Here is a 20,709-nt window from a genome sequence, read left to right as displayed (position 1 = left end):
CATGAACAGTCGGATCGCCGCCTGCCTTCTCGTCGCCCTTGCGCCGCTCCCGGCCGCCGCCCAGCAGCGGCCGGCCGTGGTCTCCGACGAGGCCTTCCGGGTCTGCGGCGATCCCGCCAACATGCCGTTCTCGAACCGCGACGAGGGCGGGTTCGAGAACAAGATTGCCGAGCTGATCGCGGCCGAGGTCAAGCTGCCCCTGCGCTATTTCTGGATGCCGCAGGGGCCCGGCTTCGTCCGCAACACACTCGGCACCAAGCTGTGCGACGTGATCATCGGCTACGCCTCGGGCGCGGACCCGGTGCAGAACACCAATGCCTACTACAAGTCCGCCTTCGTGCTGATCGCCAAGGCCGGCGGTCCGCTCGACGGCGTCGACCGCCTGTCGGACGAGCGGCTGAAGGACAAGCGGATCGGGCTGATCGCGGCCACGCCGCCGGCCGACTACATGCTGCGCTACGGCCTGCTGCCGAAGGCGAAATCCTATCCGCTGATCGTCGACCGCCGCTACGATTCGCCCGCCGAGGCGATGATTTCGGATATCGTCTCCGGCGAGATCGATGCCGGCATCCTGTGGGGACCGAACGGGGGATGGTTCGCCCGGCAGGCCGCGACGCCGCTGACCGTGACCGCCCTGACCCACGAGACCAACGGTCCGCCCATGTCGTTCCGGATCACCTTCGGCATCCGCCACGGCGAGCTGGAGTGGAAGCGCCGGCTCAACGAATTGATCGCCGGGCGCCAGGGCGAGATCGACCGGATCCTGCTCGGCTATGGCGTGCCCCTGCTCGACGACCAGGACCGGCCGATCACCAAGCCGCGCAGTTGATCAACGCGCCGGCGACCACCGCCCGGCGGCGATCGCCCCGATCCCCCGCCGCCGCATCGGTCGGCCGCCCCGGAGAGTGTTCGATGGCCCGCCCCGTGCCGATCCGCCGCCTCTCGACCGAGCGCATCGCCGCCGCTCTCGTGGTCTCGATCCTCTGCATGTCCGTGCCGGCCGCGGCCGCTGCCCTGCTCGGAGGCGCTGCGGCCGCGGCGGCCGAAGCCGCGCCGGCAGAACCCGACGCCTACCGCATGGACGATTTCCGCACCCCGACGCCTGAGACGCTGAAGGGCGCGCGGGTGATCGATGCCGACCCCGCCTATGATCTCTGGGCGGCGCGCGACGCGCTGTTCGTCGACGTGCTGCCGCGCGCGCCGAAGCCCGCCAACCTGCCGCCCGGCACGATCTGGCGCGACAAGCCGCGCGCCAATATCCCCGGCTCGATCTGGCTCGCCAATGTCGGTTACGGCGCGCTCTCGCCCGAGATGGACCGCTATTTCCGCGCCGGCCTTCAGGCGATCACGGGGGGCGACAAGAGCCGGCCGATCGTGTTCTATTGCCTTGCAGATTGTTGGATGAGTTGGAATGCCGCGCGCCGGGCCATGCTCGACTATGGCTATTCGAACGTGATCTGGTTCCCGGGCGGGACGGACGGATGGGCGGAAATGAACTTTCCGACGGAGAAGTCCGAGCCCTGGATCGAGGGCGAACCGGCACCCGCGCGACCTGCCGGGCCGCCTCCGGTCAAGCCGGCCATCGTGCATTCGACACAGTCGACGCCGACACTGTCGAAGCCGTAGCGGCCGCCTTCCGGCCGCAACGCCGGCCGGTTCGGGATTCCTCTCGAACCGCCGATCCTCCTGGGCGGTGGACCATCATGCGCGAAACGTCCATAGGCCGGCTGCGCCGCGCCGGGTCTCCGGGGCCGCAGGAAAAGACCTTTTCGGCCGTCGCCGCCGCAGCCCTGCTTTCGGCGGCGCTCGCCGTCCCTGTCCGTGCCGAGACGCGCGAGGCCGTCGTCGGCAAGATGAGCGTGAGCTACGAGAGCAGCCGCTGGACGCTGACGAACGTTTCGCCCGACGGTTTAATGCTGACCCCGTCGGACCCGCACGACCGCAAGCGCAGCCGGGTCGCGGTCCTCCGCTCGCCGCTGAACTGTGCCGGTCTGGCGAAAGTGCATCTGCCGGATTCGCTCTACGTGGTTCCGACCATCGCGCCCGACTCGCTCGCCGGCCGCCGCGGCGAGCGTCACACGGCCCATACCCTGTGCCGCAATGCCACCCCGCGCGGCGAATTGCTCTGCGTGCCGACGCCGTCCGGCACCTACGCGCTGATCGCGACCATCGCCTCCTGTCGCAGCGGTCCCGGCTTCGGCCGCGGCGATCCATTCGAGGAATTCTTCGATTCGGTGCGGTTCCTGCCATGAACGCGAACAACGCAGCCGCCCGGCGATGTGGACAGGGGGCGGCCCGGCCGGACCGCCGCGGTGCACGATCCTGCGCGCCGGGTGGGCCGGATCACGGAGTGGCCGGGCCGGACATTTCGACCGATGGGCGCTGGGCGGCGGACAGGTAGGTCTCGAGCGCCGGGTCGATCTTCTCGCGCGTGGTCCTGAGCCAGTCGAGCGGATTGTCGGTCACGAAGCGGTCGCCCGAAGTCGCCGTCATCCAATGGCCCCGGCCGTCCTCGGCGGAGACCGCCGCCACTTTGCCGGACGCCGCGTCGCGCCAGCGAATCGTTCCGTCGAGCCCACCCGTGATCACCCGGCGTCCGTCCCGGGCGAAGATCAGCGATGTGACGGTATCGGCGTGACTCCGGTCCCGCCAGATCTCCGCGCCCAGTTCCGGGTCCCACAGCCGCACCGAGAGATCGCTGCTGCCGCTGGCGAGGGTCCGGCCGTCGGGTGCGAAGGCGAGGGCGCGAACGCTGCCGGAATGACCGGTCAGGCGCTGCAGGGCCTTGCCGCCGGGCAGTTCCCAAATCTGAATGTCGCCCGAGTCGAGACCGGCGGCGAGCCTGCGGCCGTCGGGCGCAAAGGCGATCGCACGCACCCGCTCGGGGTGGCTGAGCGCGAGCGTCTGCAGCCCGCTGGCCGGATCCCAGATCTTGACCAGGGATTTTCCGGCGGCCGCAACCGTCCGTCCATCCGGCGCGAAGGCGATCGCCCGGACCGCGTCGTCGAAGGTGCCGAGGGTCTTCTGCGCCTGACCGGTCGCCGCATTCACGAGGGCCAGGACATTTCCGGTTCCGCCATAGGCAACCGTCTGGCCGTCCGGCGAGACCGCGACCGCATAGATCGCATAGGTCCACTCGCGGGCGATCGTGTGGGTCCAGAGCGACTGCCCGGAGCCCGTGTCCCACAGCCGGAGCGACCGGTCGCCGCTGCCGGAGACGATGCTGAGCCCGGCCGGGGCGAAGGACACGGCGTTGACCGGCCCCTTGTGCCCGGAGATCGCACGGACCAGGCGGCCGGACGGACCGTCCCAAAGGGTCAGGCCGGCATCGGTCGCCGCGGCCAGGAGCCTTCCATTCGGACTGAGCGCCAGCGCCGTGACCGGCCGCCGGTCGCGGGCGCGTTCGATCAGTTCGGTCGCCGATGCTGGCGCGCCGACATCCGCAGGCTTCGGCGGCGCCATCATGGTCGCGGCAGGTGGAGGGCGCCGCTCCGGAACGGTCGCGGCTGCCGCTGCGGGGGGCAGCGCGGCTGTCCGGCCCGCCAACCGCTTCGCCTCGATCCGGGCCAGATCGGCCAGGAAGCCGGTCGGGTGATGGGTCAGAAACAACTGCCAGGCTTCGGCCGTGCCGATGCGGCGTGCCTCGTCATAGTCCGCGCGCTGGTCCGCGCGGCCCGCCCCGGATGGGGGCGTCCCGGCCCCGCCGGTCTCGACCGGCTTCCGGCTCAGGGCGATCAGATCGGAGCCGAGCGATCCGGTCTTGTAGGGTTCCTGCGGGTCGCCGCCGCTGCGCGCCGCGATCGGCCGCGTGGCCGCGACCACGTCGTCATGGACGCGGCGGAGCGCATATTCGACATCGAGGCCCGGCGTCACCAGGTGGTGGACGAGGCTTGCGGTGAACGGACTGAGCCCGCCGTCGCCGTCATAGGCGACCGTCCCGGGAGCGGTCGCGTAGGCGATCAGGGTGTTGGAGCGCCCCGGATCGGTCCGCCTCAGCCCGCGCGTCAGGGCGCCCTTGGTGCGCTTCATCCGCGCGACGAAGGGATTGTCGCGGCAGGCATCGAGCAGGACGAGCCTGAGCCGGGTGGCGCCCTCAAGGGCTTCGAGCGCGTCGTCGAGGGCGATCGCCTCCCGCCGCGCAGCGGTCTCGCTCATGAGCCGGGCATCGCGCGGCACGAGATAGTTGGTGCCGTTCACCTCGATGCCGTGACCCGAATAGTAGAGCACCGCGATCTCGGCGCCCTGGACCTTCTCGCGAAACTCCTCGATGGCCGCATCCATGGCGCGGAGATCGAGATTCTTGTGCGCGATCACGGTATCGAAGCCGGCCTCGCGCAGGCTGGCCTCCATGGCGTCCACGTCGCGGGTCGGATTGCTCAGCGGCGCGGCGGGATAGTCGGCATTGCCGATCAGCAGCGCGACGCGCGCGGCAGCGCGGGCATCCGCACAGGGCCACAGCGCGGCGACGACCAAGACCAGCGACGCTGCGGTACTGCGCAACAGACCTGCGACCATGATCCCGCCCCCAGGAGCGCCGGCCGGCATGCCGGACGCCGCCAATTCTGGCCGGATCGGCCCCGCCCTGGCAAGCCGGCAGGGCGCGATCGGGGGGGCGGCCGCCCGGCAAAACGATTGGCGCGGCCGGCGGCGGTCCGGTCGGGACGGATCCGGCCCGCTGAACCGAAACGCCGGTTCTCTGACGACTATCCCAGCCGTTCGATGCCGGCGCGGTCGATGCGGGCCGCAACGTCGCCGACGCGCTCGCCCTTGACGATGAGGTCGGGGGCGATTTCGGCGAGGGGCACGACCACGAAGGCGCGCTCGAGCATGTAGGGATGCGGGACGACCAGGCCGGGCAGGTCGACGGTGCGGTCGTCATAGGTCAGAATGTCGATGTCGAGCGTGCGCGGCCCCCACTTTTCCAGGCGCCGGCGGCCGAATTCCTGCTCGATCGACAGCACCAGCGCGAGCAGGGTCTCGGGCGCGAGCTCCGTCTCGATGCCCACGCAGGCATTGACATAGGGCGGCTGGTCGAGCTTGCCCCAGGGCGGGGTGCCGTAGTCGGCCGAACGGGCGACGATACGCGCACCGCGCGCGGCGAGGCGTTCGACGGCGGCCGCGATGGTGGCGCGCACGTCCCCGATATTGCCGCCGAGACCCAGATAGGCTCTAGCCATCGCGGCTGCGCTCGATCTCGATGGTGACGCCGTCCAGGATGGTCGGGATCGGGGCGGCCGGCTTTTCGACGCGGACCAGCACGGAGGTGATGATCGCGAAGCGCTCCAGGATCTGGCTGGCGACCCGCTCGGCGAGCGCCTCGATCAGGTGGAAGCGCTGCCCGGTCGAGACCTTCACGACGATCTCGGCGATCTGGTCGTAGGAGGCGGTCTTGTGCCAGTCGTCGCTGGTCCCGGCCGGTTTCAGGTCGAGCCGGGCATCGATCGAGATGTAGAAGCGCTGGCCGAGCCGCTCCTCTTCCGGGAAGACGCCGTGATAGGCGTAGACGGCGATGCGCGACAGGAGGATGCGGTCGGTCATCGTTCGGTCCCCGTGATGGCCGTCCCCGTGATGGCCTTCCCCATGATGGCGTCGGCGATGCGCGCGGCCTCTCGATGGGCGAGCACGTCGTGGACGCGGATGATGTCGGCCCCGTGGGCGATGGCCATGACGTTGGAGGCGATGGTGCCGTTGATCCGCTCGCGCGGCGTCTTGTCGAGCAGCTTGCCGATCAGCGACTTGCGCGACGTGCCGACCAGCAGCGGGAAGCCGAGCGCCTTCAGGTCGCCGAGCCGGCGCAGGGCGTCGAGATTCTGTTCGAAAGTCTTGCCGAAGCCGATGCCGGGATCGAGCACGATGCGGCCGTCCGGGATGCCGGCGGCGCGCGCGATGGCGAGCGTCCTGTCGAAGAAGGCCTTCATCTCCTCGACGATGTCCAGGCTCCCGTCGACCGTCTCGCGATTGTGCATGGCGATCACCGGCGCGGCGAAATCGGCCGCGACCCGGGCGATCTCGGGATCGCGCTGCAGGCCCCAGACGTCGTTCAGGATGCGGGCGCCGGCCTCGAAGGCGGCGCGGGCCGTCACGGCCTTGTAGGTGTCGATCGAGATCGGCGCCGCGACGCTGGCGACGGCCTGGCGCAGCACCGGCAGCACGCGCGCCATCTCCTCGTCGGCCGGCACGGCAGTGTGGCCGGGCCGGGTCGATTCCCCGCCGATGTCGAGAATGTCCGCGCCCTCCGCGACCAGTTCGACGGCATGGGCGGTCGCCGCCTCGAAGCTCGCAAACAGGCCGCCGTCGGAGAAGCTGTCCGGCGTGACGTTGAGAATGCCCATGATCAGCGTGCGCCGGCCGAGATCCGGCAAGCAATCGATCCGGGCGGCCGAAGCCGCGGGATGGTCGGTCAAGCGCTCCTCCCTGGCGACCCGGCGCGCCGCCGGATGTCTCGCGCTGGCCGAGAGCTATAGCGGATCTCGCGAGCGATGGCGCGCGCCGTCTTCGCCGCAGGGGAGGGGTCCGGCTGCGTCGGGGCAGCGGCGAGGTGCCGCGGCGAGGCGTCCTGTCTTCACACGAAGTCGTGTTTCCCGGACCCCGGCTGCTCGTATATTATGCACATCTAACGAATAGACGTCGGGAGGATCATCCATGCGCACGCGGTTCAGGCAGGTTGTGGCGGGGGCGATGCTGGTGGCCGGGCTGGCGGTGGCCGGCGCGGCGCGGTCGGCTGCCGAGGACCAGACCACCTGGGCGGGCCTGAAGACGGACGTGTTCGGCAACCGCGCGATCGAGGACGGCAAGGGCATTCTGACACTGTCGACCCCGGTGCGCGCCGAAGATGCCGCGACGGTGCCGGTCGACTTCTCGGTCGCGCTGCCGGAGGGCGACGGCCGCAGCGTCAAGGCGGTGACGCTGATCATCGACGAGAATCCCTCGCCGGTCGCGGCCACCTTCCGCTTCGGCGACGGCCAGCGCGAGGTCGGCCTGTCGACCCGCATCCGCGTCAACAGCTATTCCTATGTGCGGGCCATCGCCGAGACGAGCGACGGCCGCCTCTATATGACCGCCAATTTCGTCAAGGCCTCGGGCGGCTGCTCGGCCCCGGCCGGCAAGGATCCGCAGGAGGCGCTGCAGAATCTCGGCAAGATGAAGTTCCGCCGCTTCGCCGCGGCCGGCCAGTCCGAAGCGCAGATCCAGATCCGTCACCCGAACAATTCCGGCCTGCAGATGGATCAGGTCAGCCGGCTCTATATCCCGGCCTGGTTCGTCCGCAACGTCACCGTCCGTCAGGGCGACAAGACGCTGCTCGCCATGGAGGGCGGCATCTCGATCTCCGAGGACCCGACCTTCCGCTTCAAGATGGCCGAACAGCCCGGCGACGTGACCGTCGATGTCGTCGATACCGAAAACAAGGTCTTCACCGGCCGCTTCGAGGGCAAGTCCGGCAGCTGACTTTTCATGGCGTCCGCCGATTCGGCCGGAAGCCGGATCGCTCCTCCTCCCAGACGCGACTTGCCGGGCCGGCCTCGAGAGAGGCGCGGCCCGATTTTTTGGGATCGGCCTCCGGTCGCCGGCCGCGCGACCCGGAGGCGCCGTCGCCGCGTGGGATCAGGCCGCGATATCGGTGGACTGGATGCGCTGGACGCCGGCCGCGGCCATGTCGGTCCAGGCCTTGGCGAGCGAGCCCTGGGTGTCGATGGCGCGGCAGCCGTCCTCGACCACATAGGTGGCGAAACCGGCCTTGCGGGCGTCGAGCGCGGTCCAGGCGACGCAGAAGTCGGTTGCCAAACCTGCCACGAACACGGTGTCGATGGCGCGCGCCTTCAGATAGGCGGCGAGCCCCGTGGTCGTCTTGGCATCCGCCTCGGTGAAGCCGGAATAGCTGTCGACCGTGTGATGGAAGCCCTTGCGGATGACGAGGCCAGCCTGCGGAATGGCGAGATCCTTGGCGAGAGCGGCCCCGTCCGTGCCCTGCACGCAATGGTCCGGCCAGAGCACCTGCTTGCCGTAGGGCAGATCGATCATCTCGAACGGCTTCTTGCCCGGATGGCTGGAGGCGAAGGAGATGTGGCCGGGCGTGTGCCAGTCCTGCGTCAGGACGACATTGGCGAAGACCTTGGCGATCTTGTTGATCACCGGAACCACCTGATCGCCGTCCTTGACCGCCAGACTGCCGCCCGGCAGGAAGCAGTTCTGCACGTCGATGACCAGGAGGGCCGCATTCTCGCCCGGCTTGATCGGGGCGGCCCGCAGCGCGCCGGGCGCGAGTGCCGCGACGAAGGTCGTTCCCAGGCCTGCCAATAGTTGCCGCCGATGCATCATGTCTGCGTCCTCCGCTGTGGTCTCCTGAAGGAAATCACTTTGCGGCAGGACCGTAAAGGCGCACGAGGCACGTCCCGAATCCGGCCCGGCCGACCGAGCGTGGACGCGGCTGCGCACAGCCCGAGCTCGCCGCGCCGTCGCTGCATCGGCGCTCAAGAAAACTCCAAAAACGTTTTGGAAAAAATCCGGGCCGAGAGTGCTCCCGGCCCGGTCAAGGTGGCCTTTGAAAGGCATGATCCAGAGGGGAGAACCAACGACCGCTAGATCAGGGCGGCCGAGGCATCCAGCTTGCAGCGGCGAGGTTAACAATTCATCAATATATCGAATGCCTGCCGCGCAACATAAACGAAGCCGCAGGGCAGGCATCGTCCGGGCATCGCAATCCTTGACGGATGTGGGCCGCCACACCGGCTACGGCGTCAACCCGGCATCCGCGCGATCCGGGGCGATCCGCCGATCCCGCCGCCTGGGACGCACGGCGGGACCGGCATTCGTGGCGAGGGTGCCGGTCGTCAGAAGGTCCAGCGCTCGGCCTTGGTGATCAGAAAGTCGCGGAACACCTTGACGCGGGCGGTGTTGCGCATCTCTTCCGGATAGACGAAGTAGCAGTCGAAGGCCGGCACGTCGGCCTCCGGGATCAGCTGCACCAGTTCCGAGCCCGGATCGATCAGATAGTCCGGCAGCAGCGCTATGCCGATGCCCCGCTCCACCGCGCGCTTGATGGCGATCACGTTGTTGATCTTCAGCGTCGCCTTGCGCGGATTGCCCGGCTGCCGGCCGGCGGTCTCCAGCCAGTTCATGTCGCGCAGATAGGTCGGGGTGGACTGGCCGAAGGTCACGGTGCGGTGCTCGTCGAGATCGGCGACGCTTTCCGGGCTGCCGTGGCGCTTCAGATAGGCCTGCGAGGCGTAGAGGTGGAAATGCACCGTGAACAGCTTGCGCTGGATCAGGTCCGGCTGCACCGGCTGGCGGATGCGCAGCGCCACGTCGGCCTGCCGCATGCCGAGATCGAGCTCCTCGTCGTCGAGGATCAGTTCGAGCTGCACATCCGGGTAGAGGTCGACGAATTCGTGGATGCGTGCGGTCAGCCAGGAGGTGCCGAGCCCGAAGGTCGTGGTCACGCGCAGCGACCCGGACGGCTTCTCCTTGGTCTCGACCAGCCGCGAACGCACCTGATCGAGCTTGACCAGAACCTCGCGCGCGGTGCGGAACAGGAGTTCGCCCTGCTCGGTCAGGATCAGGCCGCGGGCATGGCGATGGAACAGGGGGACGTTCAAATCCTGTTCCAGCGCGCTGACCTGCCGGCTGACCGCCGATTGGCTCATGTCCAGCTTTTCGCCGGCATGCGTGAAGCTGCCGGCTTCGGCGGCGGCGTGAAAAATACGGAGCTTGTCCCAGTCCAAGCCGATTCCCCCTCGTCTGTCGCGGCGCGCCCGACCGGCTCCGGATCGTATCCGTCGCCGGTTTCCGCGCGACCTTTACTCGGCTGCTTCGCGGTGATGCGAAATCCCGGCGATGAATTTCTCGGCCTCCAGCGCCGCCATGCAGCCCATCCCGGCCGCGGTGACGGCCTGACGGAACACATCGTCGGCCACGTCGCCGGCGGCGAAGACGCCCGGAACGCTGGTGGCGGTGGAATAGGGCGCCGTCCAGATGTAGCCGGACGGCTTCAGGCGGACCTGACCCTCGAACAGCTCGACGGCAGGCTTGTGGCCGATCGCCACGAAGACGCCGTCGACCGCGATGTCGGTCAGCGCGCCGGTCTTGACGTTCCTGAGCCGGGCGCCCGTCACGCCCGGCGGCGTGCCGCCGCCCAGCACCTCGGCGACTTCGCTGTCCCAGATCACCTCGATCTTGGGATTGGCGGCCAGCCGCTGCTGCAGGATGCGTTCCGCCCGGAAGCTGTCGCGCCGGTGCACGACGGTCACCTTGGCGGCATGATTGGTCAGATAGAGGGCCTCCTCGACGGCGGTGTTGCCGCCGCCGACCACCAGCACGTTGCGGCCGCGGTAGAAGAAGCCGTCGCAGGTGGCGCAGGCCGAGACGCCGAAGCCGCGGAAGGTCTCCTCCGACGGCAGGCCGAGCCAGCGCGCCTGCGCGCCGGTGGCGATGACCAGGGTCTCGCCCTCGTAGACCGTGCCGGAATCGCCCTCCAGGCGGAACGGCCGGCGCGACAGGTCGGCCCTGGTGATCGTGTCGTAGACGATCTTGGTCCCGACATGCTCGGCCTGGGCGCGCATCTGCTCCATCAGCCACGGCCCCTGGATCGCCTCGGCGAAGCCCGGATAGTTCTCGACCTCGGTCGTGACGGTCAGCTGGCCGCCCGGCTGGATGCCGGCGATCAGCACCGGTTCGAGCATGGCACGGGCCGCATAGATCGCCGCCGTGTAGCCGGCAGGGCCGGAGCCGATGATGAGGACCTTCGAAGATGCCATGGATAGAAACCTTGCTCGCCGATGCCGGGCAGCCCCGGATCAGATTCCCTTACGCCCGCCGCGACGTCGGGGTTTCGCATCGCTCATGCCCCGCCGCGTCCCGTGGTGCGAAACGCCTCAAGCCGGCGGGCGATTTCGTCCGCTACGACCTTCGTAGAATCCAACGCTTCATATGTATAGCTTTCCAGCCGACCTTCAAATGGCCGGATCAGGCCTCGGCTATATAACCCGTCGAGAAATCGTCGAAACTTGTTCTTCAAGGTTGCCGGTTCGTGCACCAGGACCGGCCGGCCGGTCGCCAGGGCCTCCGAAACCATGTTGTGGCTGTCCCCGGTGACCACGATCGCATCCGCGAGCGCCAGCATGGCCGGGTAGGGATTGTCGCCCTCGCCGGTCCAGACGAAGGCCGGTCGGCGCCCGACGATCGCGGCGATGCGCGCGGCCAGGGCGGGATCGGTCCGGCGCGATGGCGTCATCATGAACGAGCCGGCCTCGGGCAGGAGGCGCTCCAGGCGGTCGGGCAGGGCGTCGAGGCCCGGGCCGCCGCCGACGACGACGGCGATGCGCGGGCCGGGCAGGGTCTCGGCCCAGACCGGGGGGCGGGCCCGGTGACGGGCGAGGAGCGCGGGCGCGATCCGGTGCGGGCTCGTCTCGGTGACCACGATGGAACGCCCGCGCGGGCCGTCATGCGCCGGCATCCAGAGCATGTCGAAGGCGCCGCGATGCGGCGGGCGCGGATCGCGCAGGAAGACCACGAAGCTGCGCCGGCCGGCCCGGCGCTTGATCGCCCGGGCGAAGGGCACGGCCGGCGCGCCGCAGGCGAGCACCAGATCGGGCCAGGGCGGCGCCAGTTCGTCGGGCAGGGCGGCCGGCCAGCCGGCGAGATCGGCCAGCTTCGCCAGATGGGACCGTTCGCGCGGCACGACATGAAGGCGGGGGTGCGCGCCGAGCGCCTCGGCGAGGCCGAGGCAGGGGCCGACATCGCCGGCCTTGCCGTCGGTCAGGATCCAGACGGTCGGGGGCGACGCGGCGGTCGGCGCGGGCGGGTCGGACAGGATCGGCCTCCATGCGGTCATTTCCGCGCGGCGGCGAAAGTGCTACAGAGCGGCGACGCGGCGCAACCCCCATCAGAGTCTTCGACCCTCGCCGGCCGGCGCCACGGCCGCATGGGTCCGCGGCTTCGGATTCCCCCTTGAAACATCGTCTCGACGAGATCGACTGGCACATCCTGCGCGAGTTGCAGGCCGACGGCCGCATGACCAATGTCGAACTGGCGCGACGGGTCGGCATCTCGGCGCCGCCCTGCCTGCGCCGTGTGCGATCGCTGGAGGAGGCGGGCATCATCCGCGGCTATCGCACGCTGCTCGACGAGAAGGCGCTCGGTTTCGATCTGGTCGCCTTCTGCTTCGTCTCGCTGGCGAGCCAGGCCGATCACGACCTCGCCGCCTTCCAGGACAAGGTGCGCGGCTGGGCCCTGGTCCGGGAATGCTGGATCCTGTCCGGCGAGATCGACTTCATGCTGAAATGCGTCGCCCCCGACCTGCGCAGCTTCCAGGATTTCGTCATCGACGAACTGACCAAGGCCCCGGCCGTCGCCGGCGTGAAGACCGCCCTCGCCATCCGCACCGCCAAAGACGAACCGACGGTGCCGATCGGGTGAGGGGGCGCCGGTCCGGCCGCACGCGATCCCGTTCATGGAGCAGACATGGAAATGCCCGGCAAGCCCGGGCATTTCGTGTCGTCGGACGTGTGCGACCGTGCGGCCGTCAGCCGAAGCGGACGCCGATCACCTCGTAGGAGCGGGCGCCGCCCGGGGCCATGACCTCGACGGTGTCGCCGACATCCTTGCCGATCAGCGCGCGGGCGATCGGCGAGGAGATCGAGATGCGGCCGAGCTTCACGTCGGCCTCCATGTCGCCGACGATCTGGTAGGTGCGCTTCTCCTCCGTATCCTCGTCGACGAGGGTGACGGTGGCGCCGAACTTGATCTTGGTGCCGTGGAGCTTGGTGACGTCGATCACCTCGGCGCGGCTGAGCTTGTCCTCGAGCTCGGCGATGCGGCCCTCGTTGTGGCTCTGCGCCTCCTTGGCGGCGTGGTACTCGGCATTTTCCGAGAGGTCGCCATGGGCACGCGCTTCCGAGATGGCGGCGATGATGCGCGGCCGCTCTTCCTGCTGACGCATCTTCAGCTCGGATTCGAGAGCGGTGAAGCCGGCCGGCGTCATCGGTATCTTTTCCATGGGTTGGAACCCCCGATTTTCTCACGAGCAAGCGGCGCGTCTGGCGTGGCGCCTCCTGCATTCACGTTGGTGATGCGGCACCGGCTCCGCCGCGGGACGTTGCCGTCCGGACCGAACCTGCGCCAGGGCGGCGGTCGCCCGATCGATCTCGGGACGCCCGCCGCGCCGTGGAATTCCGGGCCAGGGGACCGGATCCCGGCTGCCGCCGGACCGGTTCCCGTCCCGTCCGGACGCACCGGACATGACAACAGTTCGCAGACGGCGTCCCAGAGTTGCCCCTTGGGAAACCGTCTCATGCCAGCGCCCGGCCGCCGATGCACCGATCGGCCCCGAGGCGCCCGATTCCCTGGAAGCGGCGTTCCGCCTTCGCATCGGCCCCGGGCGAACGACGCCTGTTGCGGGCCTTCGGGCGAGACGGCTCGCCGAGCGCATGGTCTCGGCGAAGCTTCGGAACGCTCTTTCCGCCCCGGTGTTCCGAAACACCCGCTTTCGCCGTGCAGGGCCGGCGGAAGCGGACGCATCGGATCACCGGGGTGATCCGGCCGGACGCAGATCCGACGCACCCGAAGCGTGGGTCCTTGCGGGCCGCCCGTCAAGGCCCGAAACACCCCTTAGGGACAGATCGAGCCGCCGGATCAGGCCTCGGCCGGGAAATAGGACTGCAGCGGACGGACTTCCAGTTCGCCGTTGGCATAGGCGACGATCGCCTGTGTCGCCGCGATGGCTCCCGACAGGGTGGTGTAGTAGGGCACCTTGTGCAGCAGTGCGGCCCGGCGCAGCGAACGGCTGTCGCCGAGCGCCTGGTTGCCTTCGGTCGTGTTGAAGACCAGATGCACCTCGCCGTTCTTGATCCGGTCGACGACATGCGGACGGCCTTCCAGCACCTTGTTGATCTTGGTGCAGGCGATCCCGTTCTCCTCCAGGTAGCGCTGCGTGCCCGAGGTGGCGATCAGGCGGAAGCCGGTCTCCGCCAGCGCCCGCATGGAGGCGAGGATGCGCGGCTTGTCGTCGTCGCGCACCGACACGAACACCGTGCCGCCGGTCGGCACGCGCTGGCCGGCGCCGAGCTGCGACTTGGCGAAGGCCATCGCATAGTCGGTGTCGAGCCCCATCACCTCGCCGGTCGACTTCATCTCCGGGCCGAGCACCGTGTCGACGCCGGGGAAGCGCGCGAAGGGGAACACCGCCTCCTTGACGGCGATGTGGCCGAGCGCCTTCGGCTTCAGGCCGAAGCCGGCGAGAGGCTCGCCGGCCATCACCCGCGAGGCGATCTTGGCGACCGGAATGCCGATCGTCTTGGCGACGAAGGGCACCGTGCGCGAGGCGCGCGGATTGACCTCCAGCACGTAGACCACGCCGTCCTTGACCGCATATTGCACGTTCATCAGGCCGCCCACGTCGAGCGCCAGCGCCAGCGCGCGGGTCTGCCGCTCGATCTCGGCGACGATCTCGGCCTTCAGCGAATGGGTCGGCAGCGAGCAGGCGCTGTCGCCGGAATGGATGCCGGCCTCTTCGATATGTTCCATGATGCCGGCGATGAAGACATCCTTGCCGTCGCACAGGGCATCGACATCGACTTCGATCGCGTCCGACAGATAGCGGTCGAACAGGAGCGGGGACTTGCCCAGCACCATGTTGATCTGGCCGGTCTTGTCGTTCGGATACTTGGCCTTCACGTCGGCCGGGACCATGCCGGGCAGCACGCCGAGCAGATAGTCGTCGAACTGGCTCTCGTCGCGCACGATCATCATGGCGCGGCCGCCGAGCACGTAGGACGGGCGGACGACCAGCGGGAAGCCGAGGTCGCCGGCGACCAGGCGCGACTGCTCGATCGAATAGGCGATGCCGTTCTTCGGCTGCCGCAGGCCGAGCTTGTCGAGCAGCCGCTTGAAGCGGTCGCGGTCCTCGGCCAGGTCGATGGCGTCGACGGTGGTGCCGAGAATCGGCACGCCGGCCTTCTCGAGCGCGCCGGCGAGCTTCAGCGGGGTCTGCCCGCCGAACTGCACGATGACGCCGTGCAGGGTGCCGTTGGTCTGTTCGAGCCGCAGGATCTCGAGCACGTCCTCGGCGGTCAGCGGTTCGAAATAGAGCCGGTCGGAGGTGTCGTAGTCGGTCGAGACCGTCTCCGGATTGCAGTTGACCATGATGGTCTCGTAGCCGGCATCCTTCAGCGAGAAGGCGGCATGGCAGCAGCAGTAGTCGAACTCGATACCCTGGCCGATCCGGTTCGGGCCGCCGCCGAGGATGACGATCTTGCGCGCCTCAGAGGGCCGGGCCTCGTCGGCGGGGGCGCCGGCGAAGGGCATCTCGTAGCTCGAATACATGTAGGCGGTCGGCGAGGCGAATTCGGCCGCGCAGGTGTCGATCCGCTTGTAGACCGGATGCACGCCGAGCCCGCCGCGCATCGCCGCCACCTCGGCCTCGGCCTTGCCGGCGAGTTCCGCGAGCCTTGCGTCCGAGAAGCCCATCGCCTTCAGGCGCCGGAAGGCGCCCGCGGTCGGCGGCAGGCCGTGGGCACGGACCTTGGCCTCCATGTCGACGATCGCCTGCAACTGCTCCAGGAACCACGGATCGATCTTGCAGATCTGATGGATCTGGTCGTGGCTCATGCCGTAGCGCATGGCCTGGGCGACATGACGCAGCCGGTCCGGCGTCGGCGTGCCGAGCGCGGCGCGGATGGCGTTCTTGTCGTCGCCCTGGCCGAGGCCGGGGATCTCGATCTCGTTGAGGCCGGTCAGCCCGGTCTCCAGGCCGCGCAACGCCTTCTGCAGCGATTCGCCGAAGGTCCGCCCGATCGCCATGACCTCGCCGACCGATTTCATCGACGTGGTCAGCAGCTGATCGGCGCCCGGGAACTTCTCGAAGGCGAAGCGCGGGATCTTGGTGACCACATAGTCGATGGTCGGCTCGAAGCTCGCCGGGGTCGCGCCGCCGGTGATGTCGTTGGCCAGTTCGTCGAGCGTGTAGCCGACCGCCAGCCGGGCCGCCACCTTCGCGATCGGGAAGCCGGTCGCCTTGGAGGCCAGCGCCGAGGAGCGCGACACGCGCGGGTTCATCTCGATGACGACCATGCGGCCGTCTTCCGGGTTGACCGCGAACTGGACGTTGGAGCCGCCGGTCTCGACGCCGATCTCGCGCAGCACCGCCAGCGAGGCGTCGCGCATGATCTGGTATTCCTTGTCGGTCAGCGTCAGGGCCGGCGCGACGGTGATCGAATCGCCGGTATGCACGCCCATCGGATCGAGATTCTCGATCGAGCAGACGATGATGCAGTTGTCCGCCCGGTCGCGGACCACCTCCATCTCGTATTCCTTCCAGCCGAGCACCGATTCCTCGATCAGCACCTCGGTGGTCGGCGAGGCGTCCAGGCCCCGCTCGACGATGTCGAGCAGTTCGGCGCGGTTGTAGGCGATGCCGCCGCCGGTGCCGCCCATGGTGAAGGACGGTCGGATGATCGCCGGCAGGCCGATCTCCTCGAGCGCGTCGAGCGCCTCGGTCAGCCCCTTGGCGACGTAGCGGCGCTTGCGCTCCTCTTCCTTCGCGTTCCACTCGGCCTGGAACCCGCGCACGGCCTTCAGCCGCTCCTCCTCGGAGACGGGCAGGGCCTTCAGCCGCGCGATCTCGGCCTCGTAGGTCTCCCGGTCCTGGCGCTTCAGGTCGCCGGCATCGGCGAAGCGCGCCTTCGGGGTCGCCAGGCCGATCTTGGTCATGGCGTTGCGGAACAGTTCCCGGTCCTCGGCCTTGTCGATCGCCTCGGCGGTCGCGCCGATCATCTCGACATCGAACTTCTCCAGGACGCCCATCTTGCGCAGCGACAGCGCGGTGTTGAGCGCGGTCTGGCCGCCCATGGTCGGCAGGATGGCGAAGCCCTTCGAGCGGTCGCCGCGCTCGCGCTCGACGATCTTGGCGACCACCTCCGGCGTGATCGGCTCGATATAGGTGGCATCGGCCAGTTCCGGATCGGTCATGATCGTGGCCGGGTTCGAATTGACCAGCACGATCCGGTAGCCCTCGGCCTTCAGCGCCTTGCAGGCCTGCGTGCCGGAATAGTCGAACTCGCAGGCCTGGCCGATGACGATCGGGCCGGCCCCGATGATGAGAATGGTTTCAATGTCGGTCCGTTTCGGCATATTTCGCTCGCGTCCAGCCTCCGTCGCGCGGGATGCGCGCGCCGTCAGGGCTGCGGTCTGTTCGGATGGGCCCGGGGGCTTATAGGGGAAAAGGTGCGGGCCGGGAAGGGGCGCGGTCATCCTGAGGGGGGCATAGCCGCGCCGAGTACACGTCGGCCAGTCCTGAAGAAATCATCATATGATGCCAATAGTTTTTTAGTCAAAACAAACAAATTATCCGCATGCGTGTTGTATAATTTGTTCTTTTGTTCGTCATATATGCCGCTGTGATCCATATTCCATTCAGGATAAAGCGCATACGTATATACTTTCGGTCTGCTTTTCGGAAATACAAAGAAATGAGTTCCTAGAAAATCACGAAAATCTATCAGCAAGGAATGCAATTTATCTGCCTCTATCCGCAGGTCATTATTAATGATTTCTTTAGACGGATCCTCTAGTATATCAATGAGTTTGTCCAATAAAATCAATTGATCATTATTGTATAGATGGCGTGCATTAATGGCACGGATATTATCTATGAAATTAGCCGGACTTGAATTAGATAGCAAATCTCTGAAAACCAGCGCGTCAGAAGCCAATTCAGATTTTTTATTATTATTATTTGCAATTTTATCACTAATAAATATAGAAAAGGAGTACACACATACTATTAAAAACACGATAACGCCGACCCATGGCTGCGATTCTATTTTTAGTTCTATTTGAATGTATTTTTTCGCTATCTCGAATATTATTGGCAGCCACCACGGCGATAAAATCGAACCAACAGCGACAATTAAACCAGTAATAATAATTCTGCTATGATCTGCCCTCTTTGTTACTCCATAATACCATTCGAACCATCCGCGCAGTCCTGCCGCAATGCTCTGATACCCTTTCTGCACAGTCGACCTCCCAAGATGCTCGGACAGCAATTCGACCGCAGTGTAACTAGAAGTGACCAAAAATGCTCGCTGCCCTCTCCGATCAGTTCCTGCGCTATGTCGCGGTTGGCCTCGCCGCCGCGGTCGGCCACTACGCGACCCTGATCGGGCTGGTCGAGACCGAAGCGGCCGGCCCGGTCGTCGGGTCGCTCGCCGGCTTCGTCGTCGGCGGCGTGATCTCGTATCTGCTCAACCGCCGTTTCACCTTCGACAGCGACCGCAGCCATGCCGGCGCGGTGCCGCGCTTCGCCCTGATCGCCGGCGCCGCCTTCCTGCTGACCGGCTTCCTGATGCACGCCATGGCCGACTGGGCCGGCATCCACTACATGCTCGCCCAGCTCGTCACGACCGGCATCGTCCTGGTCTGGACCTTCTTCGCCAATCGGTTCTGGACGTTCGGGACGTAGCCGGCCGGGGTCCGCGCCAGGCCGGACTCCGACATTGGCGTCCCGCGCATGTCGACGTCAGCGGCCGGCCTGTTCAAAGCACTTGGGGTCGGATTGCGCCGGCCGGCACGGGTGTCGTCGCGGCGATCCCATCAAGGGTTAACTGAAATTCGAAAAGTAACTTCAGATTGAAAAATTGGGCCTCGGCCGTTCCGGAGACCGGATCCGGCCGTTCGGTGATGATCGCTGGATATTCCCGCCTTCCATGCCGCACAATTCGGCCATAAGACCCTCGATCATCTCCCGGGTCATCCGGATGGGATCAAGTTCACCGATCACGCTATGCCGGAAATACAGTGAGTCCATCGCATCGTTGTGGCCCGCATAGGCGACGGTCCAGCCGGGATAGATGCGCGATGCAATCGGCGTGAAGCTTACGACAGTCAGGCCGGACTGCCGCTGGTCTTCAGCAATCTTGATGATCTGATTTGTCAGAAGCGACCGCTCTCCTTCCATGGACTGCAGGAAGTAGCGTTCATTGAAAAGCAGAGCGCCAGATAGACCGGAAGCATTGTCGTATGTGGTGCACGACAAAAGGATTTCTTTGACCCAATTTGCCGCAGTTCCCTTCAGGGAGCAGCGCGTATAAAAATTAACTCTTGCCAAGTACATGCCGGACTCCCTCCCTGGAAGAAATCTAAACGATTTGGTCCGGTGTTGCTAGGCTAATATTCTTGAGCCCCAAGCGTATACGCGCTTCTACGTAACCGGGTTTTGGGAACCGGATCCCCGCCGTCGAACGACGTCGCTGCCGTCCTGTCGGCGCGCTCGAGCCGCGGACGGCTGCAGCCCTTAAGCTGCGATCAAGGGCATAGGTGTATCCTGCTGGTGGAACTGTCGAGGTCCGCATCCATGCCGCAATCGGCCGAGAAGGTGATTGGACGAAAGCTAGCCGTGCTGGTGACGCTGTCCGTTGCCGCCTCGCTGTTCGTGCTGTCCGGTTTCTCGGTGATCTATGCCCTTTCGGGGGAGATCGAGGAGAAGCATCGGACATTGACCGCGACCGCCCAGGTCTTTGCCTTTGCCAGCGCGACGGCCGCGCGCAACGGCGATGCGGCCGAGGGCATGGCGGCCCTCCGGGCGATCGGCCAGATCGACTCCGTGACCCATGCCCGCATCGAGCGCGGCCACGACGTGCTGGCGGCCATGGGACGGACCGTCCAGCTGGATCGCGACAGCCGCTTTCGGGCCGAAGGCGTTCGGCCGGGGATCCTGGACGTGCTGCGCAGCCGCACGATCGAGGTTGCCGTACCGATCATCGACGCGGGCGAGCCCGTCGGAACCCTGGTGCTGGTCGCCGCCACCGACGATCTGTTCCGGCCGGTCGTGGCGATGCTGTTCGCCTTTGCGTCGGCGACGGCCGCGGCGCTGGCCGTCGGGTTGATGATCGCTGCCGGGCTCCGGCGCAGCATCATCGACCCGGTCATCCGCCGGCTGGCGGTGTTCGGTCGCTACGTCACCTCGAAGGAGGTGCGCGATCTTCTGCGCGCGATCGAAGCCGGCGAGATGACGCCCGTCTACCAGCCGATCATGGATGCGTCGGGCCGAGAGATCGTCGGTGTCGAAACGCTCATCCGCTGGCAGCGTATGGATGCCAGCCTGGTTTCTCCGGCGCAGTTCATTCCTCTGGCCGAGGGGGCCGGTTTGATTGACCGGATCGGCGACCTCGTCCTGCGTCAGGCCTGCCTCGATACCCGCGACTGGGGTACGCTGACGGTGGCGATCAACGTCTCGCCGATGCAAATCCAGTCGGAAGGCTTCGCCGCCGGCACGCTGGCCATCCTGGCCGAACTCGGTTTCCCGCCCGCGCGCCTGATTGTCGAGATCACCGAAAGTGCATTGCTCGGCGACGACCCGGTCGTGCATCGTCAGATCGCGGCCCTGCGCGCGGCCGGCATCGCCATCGCGCTGGACGATTTCGGGACCGGCTTCGCCAGTCTTTCCTATCTGCGCCGGTTTCGGTTCGACGAACTGAAGATCGACAAGTCCTTCACGGAGGGCGTCGACCGTTCGACCGATGCCGCCGCGATCGTCGAGGCGACGGTCTCGATGGCGCTGGCGCTCGGCATGAAGGTGGTGGCGGAAGGCGTCGAGCGGGCCGAACAGCACCGCTTTCTGGTCTCGGCCGGCGTTCACTACATGCAGGGCTATCTGTTCGGCCGGCCGCAGCGGGCGGCCGAGATCACGGCGCGCCTTGCGGCGACTCCGGCCTGACC

Annotated in this window: 19 protein-coding genes; 7 read left to right on the top strand and 12 right to left on the bottom strand. The window is 67.1% G+C overall.

From position 1 onward, the window contains the following. Window position 1: 1 nt before the first annotated feature. From KL771_RS14365 to KL771_RS14355, 3 genes are all read left to right on the top strand, one after another. Window positions 2–829: a substrate-binding domain-containing protein gene (locus tag KL771_RS14365; protein ID WP_261969232.1), complete on the top strand. Its 828-nt coding sequence runs from the start codon at window positions 2–4 to the stop codon at window positions 827–829. A 158-nt stretch (window positions 830–987) separates the two neighbouring features. Beyond that, complete coding sequence (locus KL771_RS14360) at window positions 988–1,626, top strand: PQQ-dependent catabolism-associated CXXCW motif protein (protein ID WP_261969295.1); 639 nt, start codon at window positions 988–990, stop codon at window positions 1,624–1,626. 77 nt (window positions 1,627–1,703) lie between these two features. Continuing rightward, a complete protein-coding gene (locus KL771_RS14355) occupies window positions 1,704–2,252 on the top strand; it encodes a hypothetical protein (protein ID WP_261969231.1) in 549 nt (182 codons plus the stop codon). Between the two features lie 91 nt (window positions 2,253–2,343). On the opposite strand, the gene KL771_RS14350 is transcribed toward KL771_RS14355, so the two are convergent. From KL771_RS14350 to folP, 4 genes are all read right to left on the bottom strand, one after another. Beyond that, complete coding sequence (locus KL771_RS14350; RefSeq protein ID WP_261969230.1) at window positions 2,344–4,515, bottom strand: caspase family protein; 2,172 nt, start codon at window positions 4,513–4,515, stop codon at window positions 2,344–2,346. Window positions 4,516–4,703: 188 nt separating this feature from the next. Continuing rightward, entirely contained in the window at window positions 4,704–5,177 is a 474-nt protein-coding gene (gene folK / locus KL771_RS14345) for a 2-amino-4-hydroxy-6-hydroxymethyldihydropteridine diphosphokinase (RefSeq protein ID WP_261969229.1), read from the bottom strand. After that, complete coding sequence (folB, locus tag KL771_RS14340; protein ID WP_054357940.1) at window positions 5,170–5,538, bottom strand: dihydroneopterin aldolase; 369 nt, start codon at window positions 5,536–5,538, stop codon at window positions 5,170–5,172. Before folB ends, folK begins: the two co-directional genes overlap by 8 nt. Continuing rightward, window positions 5,535–6,404 (bottom strand): dihydropteroate synthase, encoded by an 870-nt coding sequence (gene folP, locus KL771_RS14335; protein ID WP_390866798.1) that lies wholly within the window; start codon window positions 6,402–6,404, stop codon window positions 5,535–5,537. The genes folB and folP overlap by 4 nt, the downstream gene beginning before the upstream one ends. Window positions 6,405–6,642: 238 nt before the next feature. Here folP and KL771_RS14330 point away from each other — a divergent pair, with 238 nt between their 5' ends. Continuing rightward, on the top strand, window positions 6,643–7,446 hold the full coding sequence (locus KL771_RS14330) for a quinoprotein dehydrogenase-associated SoxYZ-like carrier (protein WP_261969228.1): 804 nt from the start codon (window positions 6,643–6,645) through the stop codon (window positions 7,444–7,446). A gap of 156 nt (window positions 7,447–7,602) precedes the next feature. On the opposite strand, the gene pncA is transcribed toward KL771_RS14330, so the two are convergent. From pncA to KL771_RS14310, 4 genes are all read right to left on the bottom strand, one after another. Next, window positions 7,603–8,316 carry a bifunctional nicotinamidase/pyrazinamidase gene (gene pncA / locus KL771_RS14325; protein ID WP_261969227.1) on the bottom strand — a complete coding sequence of 238 codons (714 nt, stop codon included), beginning with the start codon at window positions 8,314–8,316 and terminating at the stop codon, window positions 7,603–7,605. Between the two features lie 512 nt (window positions 8,317–8,828). Beyond that, window positions 8,829–9,719 carry a LysR family transcriptional regulator gene (locus KL771_RS14320; protein WP_054357936.1) on the bottom strand — a complete coding sequence of 297 codons (891 nt, stop codon included), beginning with the start codon at window positions 9,717–9,719 and terminating at the stop codon, window positions 8,829–8,831. A 75-nt stretch (window positions 9,720–9,794) separates the two neighbouring features. Then, entirely contained in the window at window positions 9,795–10,751 is a 957-nt protein-coding gene (gene trxB / locus KL771_RS14315; protein ID WP_261969226.1) for a thioredoxin-disulfide reductase, read from the bottom strand. An 83-nt stretch (window positions 10,752–10,834) separates the two neighbouring features. Next, the gene (locus KL771_RS14310) at window positions 10,835–11,827 is read right to left on the bottom strand and encodes a mitochondrial fission ELM1 family protein (RefSeq protein ID WP_261969225.1); all 993 of its coding nucleotides are present in this window, start codon (window positions 11,825–11,827) and stop codon (window positions 10,835–10,837) included. Window positions 11,828–11,943: 116 nt separating this feature from the next. Here KL771_RS14310 and KL771_RS14305 point away from each other — a divergent pair, with 116 nt between their 5' ends. Further along, window positions 11,944–12,411 carry an Lrp/AsnC family transcriptional regulator gene (locus tag KL771_RS14305; RefSeq protein ID WP_261969224.1) on the top strand — a complete coding sequence of 156 codons (468 nt, stop codon included), beginning with the start codon at window positions 11,944–11,946 and terminating at the stop codon, window positions 12,409–12,411. A gap of 106 nt (window positions 12,412–12,517) precedes the next feature. On the opposite strand, the gene greA is transcribed toward KL771_RS14305, so the two are convergent. From greA to KL771_RS14290, 3 genes are all read right to left on the bottom strand, one after another. Then, window positions 12,518–12,991: a transcription elongation factor GreA gene (greA, locus tag KL771_RS14300; protein WP_261969223.1), complete on the bottom strand. Its 474-nt coding sequence runs from the start codon at window positions 12,989–12,991 to the stop codon at window positions 12,518–12,520. 635 nt (window positions 12,992–13,626) lie between these two features. Continuing rightward, complete coding sequence (gene carB, locus KL771_RS14295) at window positions 13,627–17,121, bottom strand: carbamoyl-phosphate synthase large subunit (RefSeq protein ID WP_261969222.1); 3,495 nt, start codon at window positions 17,119–17,121, stop codon at window positions 13,627–13,629. A 116-nt stretch (window positions 17,122–17,237) separates the two neighbouring features. Continuing rightward, entirely contained in the window at window positions 17,238–18,008 is a 771-nt protein-coding gene (locus tag KL771_RS14290) for a hypothetical protein (RefSeq protein ID WP_261969221.1), read from the bottom strand. A 62-nt stretch (window positions 18,009–18,070) separates the two neighbouring features. On the opposite strand from KL771_RS14290, the gene KL771_RS14285 reads away from it, so the two are divergent. Continuing rightward, a complete protein-coding gene (locus tag KL771_RS14285) occupies window positions 18,071–18,454 on the top strand; it encodes a GtrA family protein (RefSeq protein ID WP_261969220.1) in 384 nt (127 codons plus the stop codon). A gap of 162 nt (window positions 18,455–18,616) precedes the next feature. Here KL771_RS14285 and KL771_RS14280 read toward each other — a convergent pair whose 3' ends face one another. Then, window positions 18,617–19,105 carry a BLUF domain-containing protein gene (locus tag KL771_RS14280; protein ID WP_261969219.1) on the bottom strand — a complete coding sequence of 163 codons (489 nt, stop codon included), beginning with the start codon at window positions 19,103–19,105 and terminating at the stop codon, window positions 18,617–18,619. 240 nt (window positions 19,106–19,345) lie between these two features. Here KL771_RS14280 and KL771_RS14275 point away from each other — a divergent pair, with 240 nt between their 5' ends. Further along, window positions 19,346–20,707 (top strand): EAL domain-containing protein, encoded by a 1,362-nt coding sequence (locus KL771_RS14275; protein ID WP_261969218.1) that lies wholly within the window; start codon window positions 19,346–19,348, stop codon window positions 20,705–20,707. Window positions 20,708–20,709: the final 2 nt, after the last annotated feature.

Origin of the sequence: Prosthecodimorpha staleyi (assembly GCF_018729455.1) — a bacterium.
Taxonomy (GTDB): domain Bacteria; phylum Pseudomonadota; class Alphaproteobacteria; order Rhizobiales; family Ancalomicrobiaceae; genus Prosthecodimorpha; species Prosthecodimorpha staleyi.
This window is presented reverse-complemented; position numbering and strand designations above follow the sequence as displayed.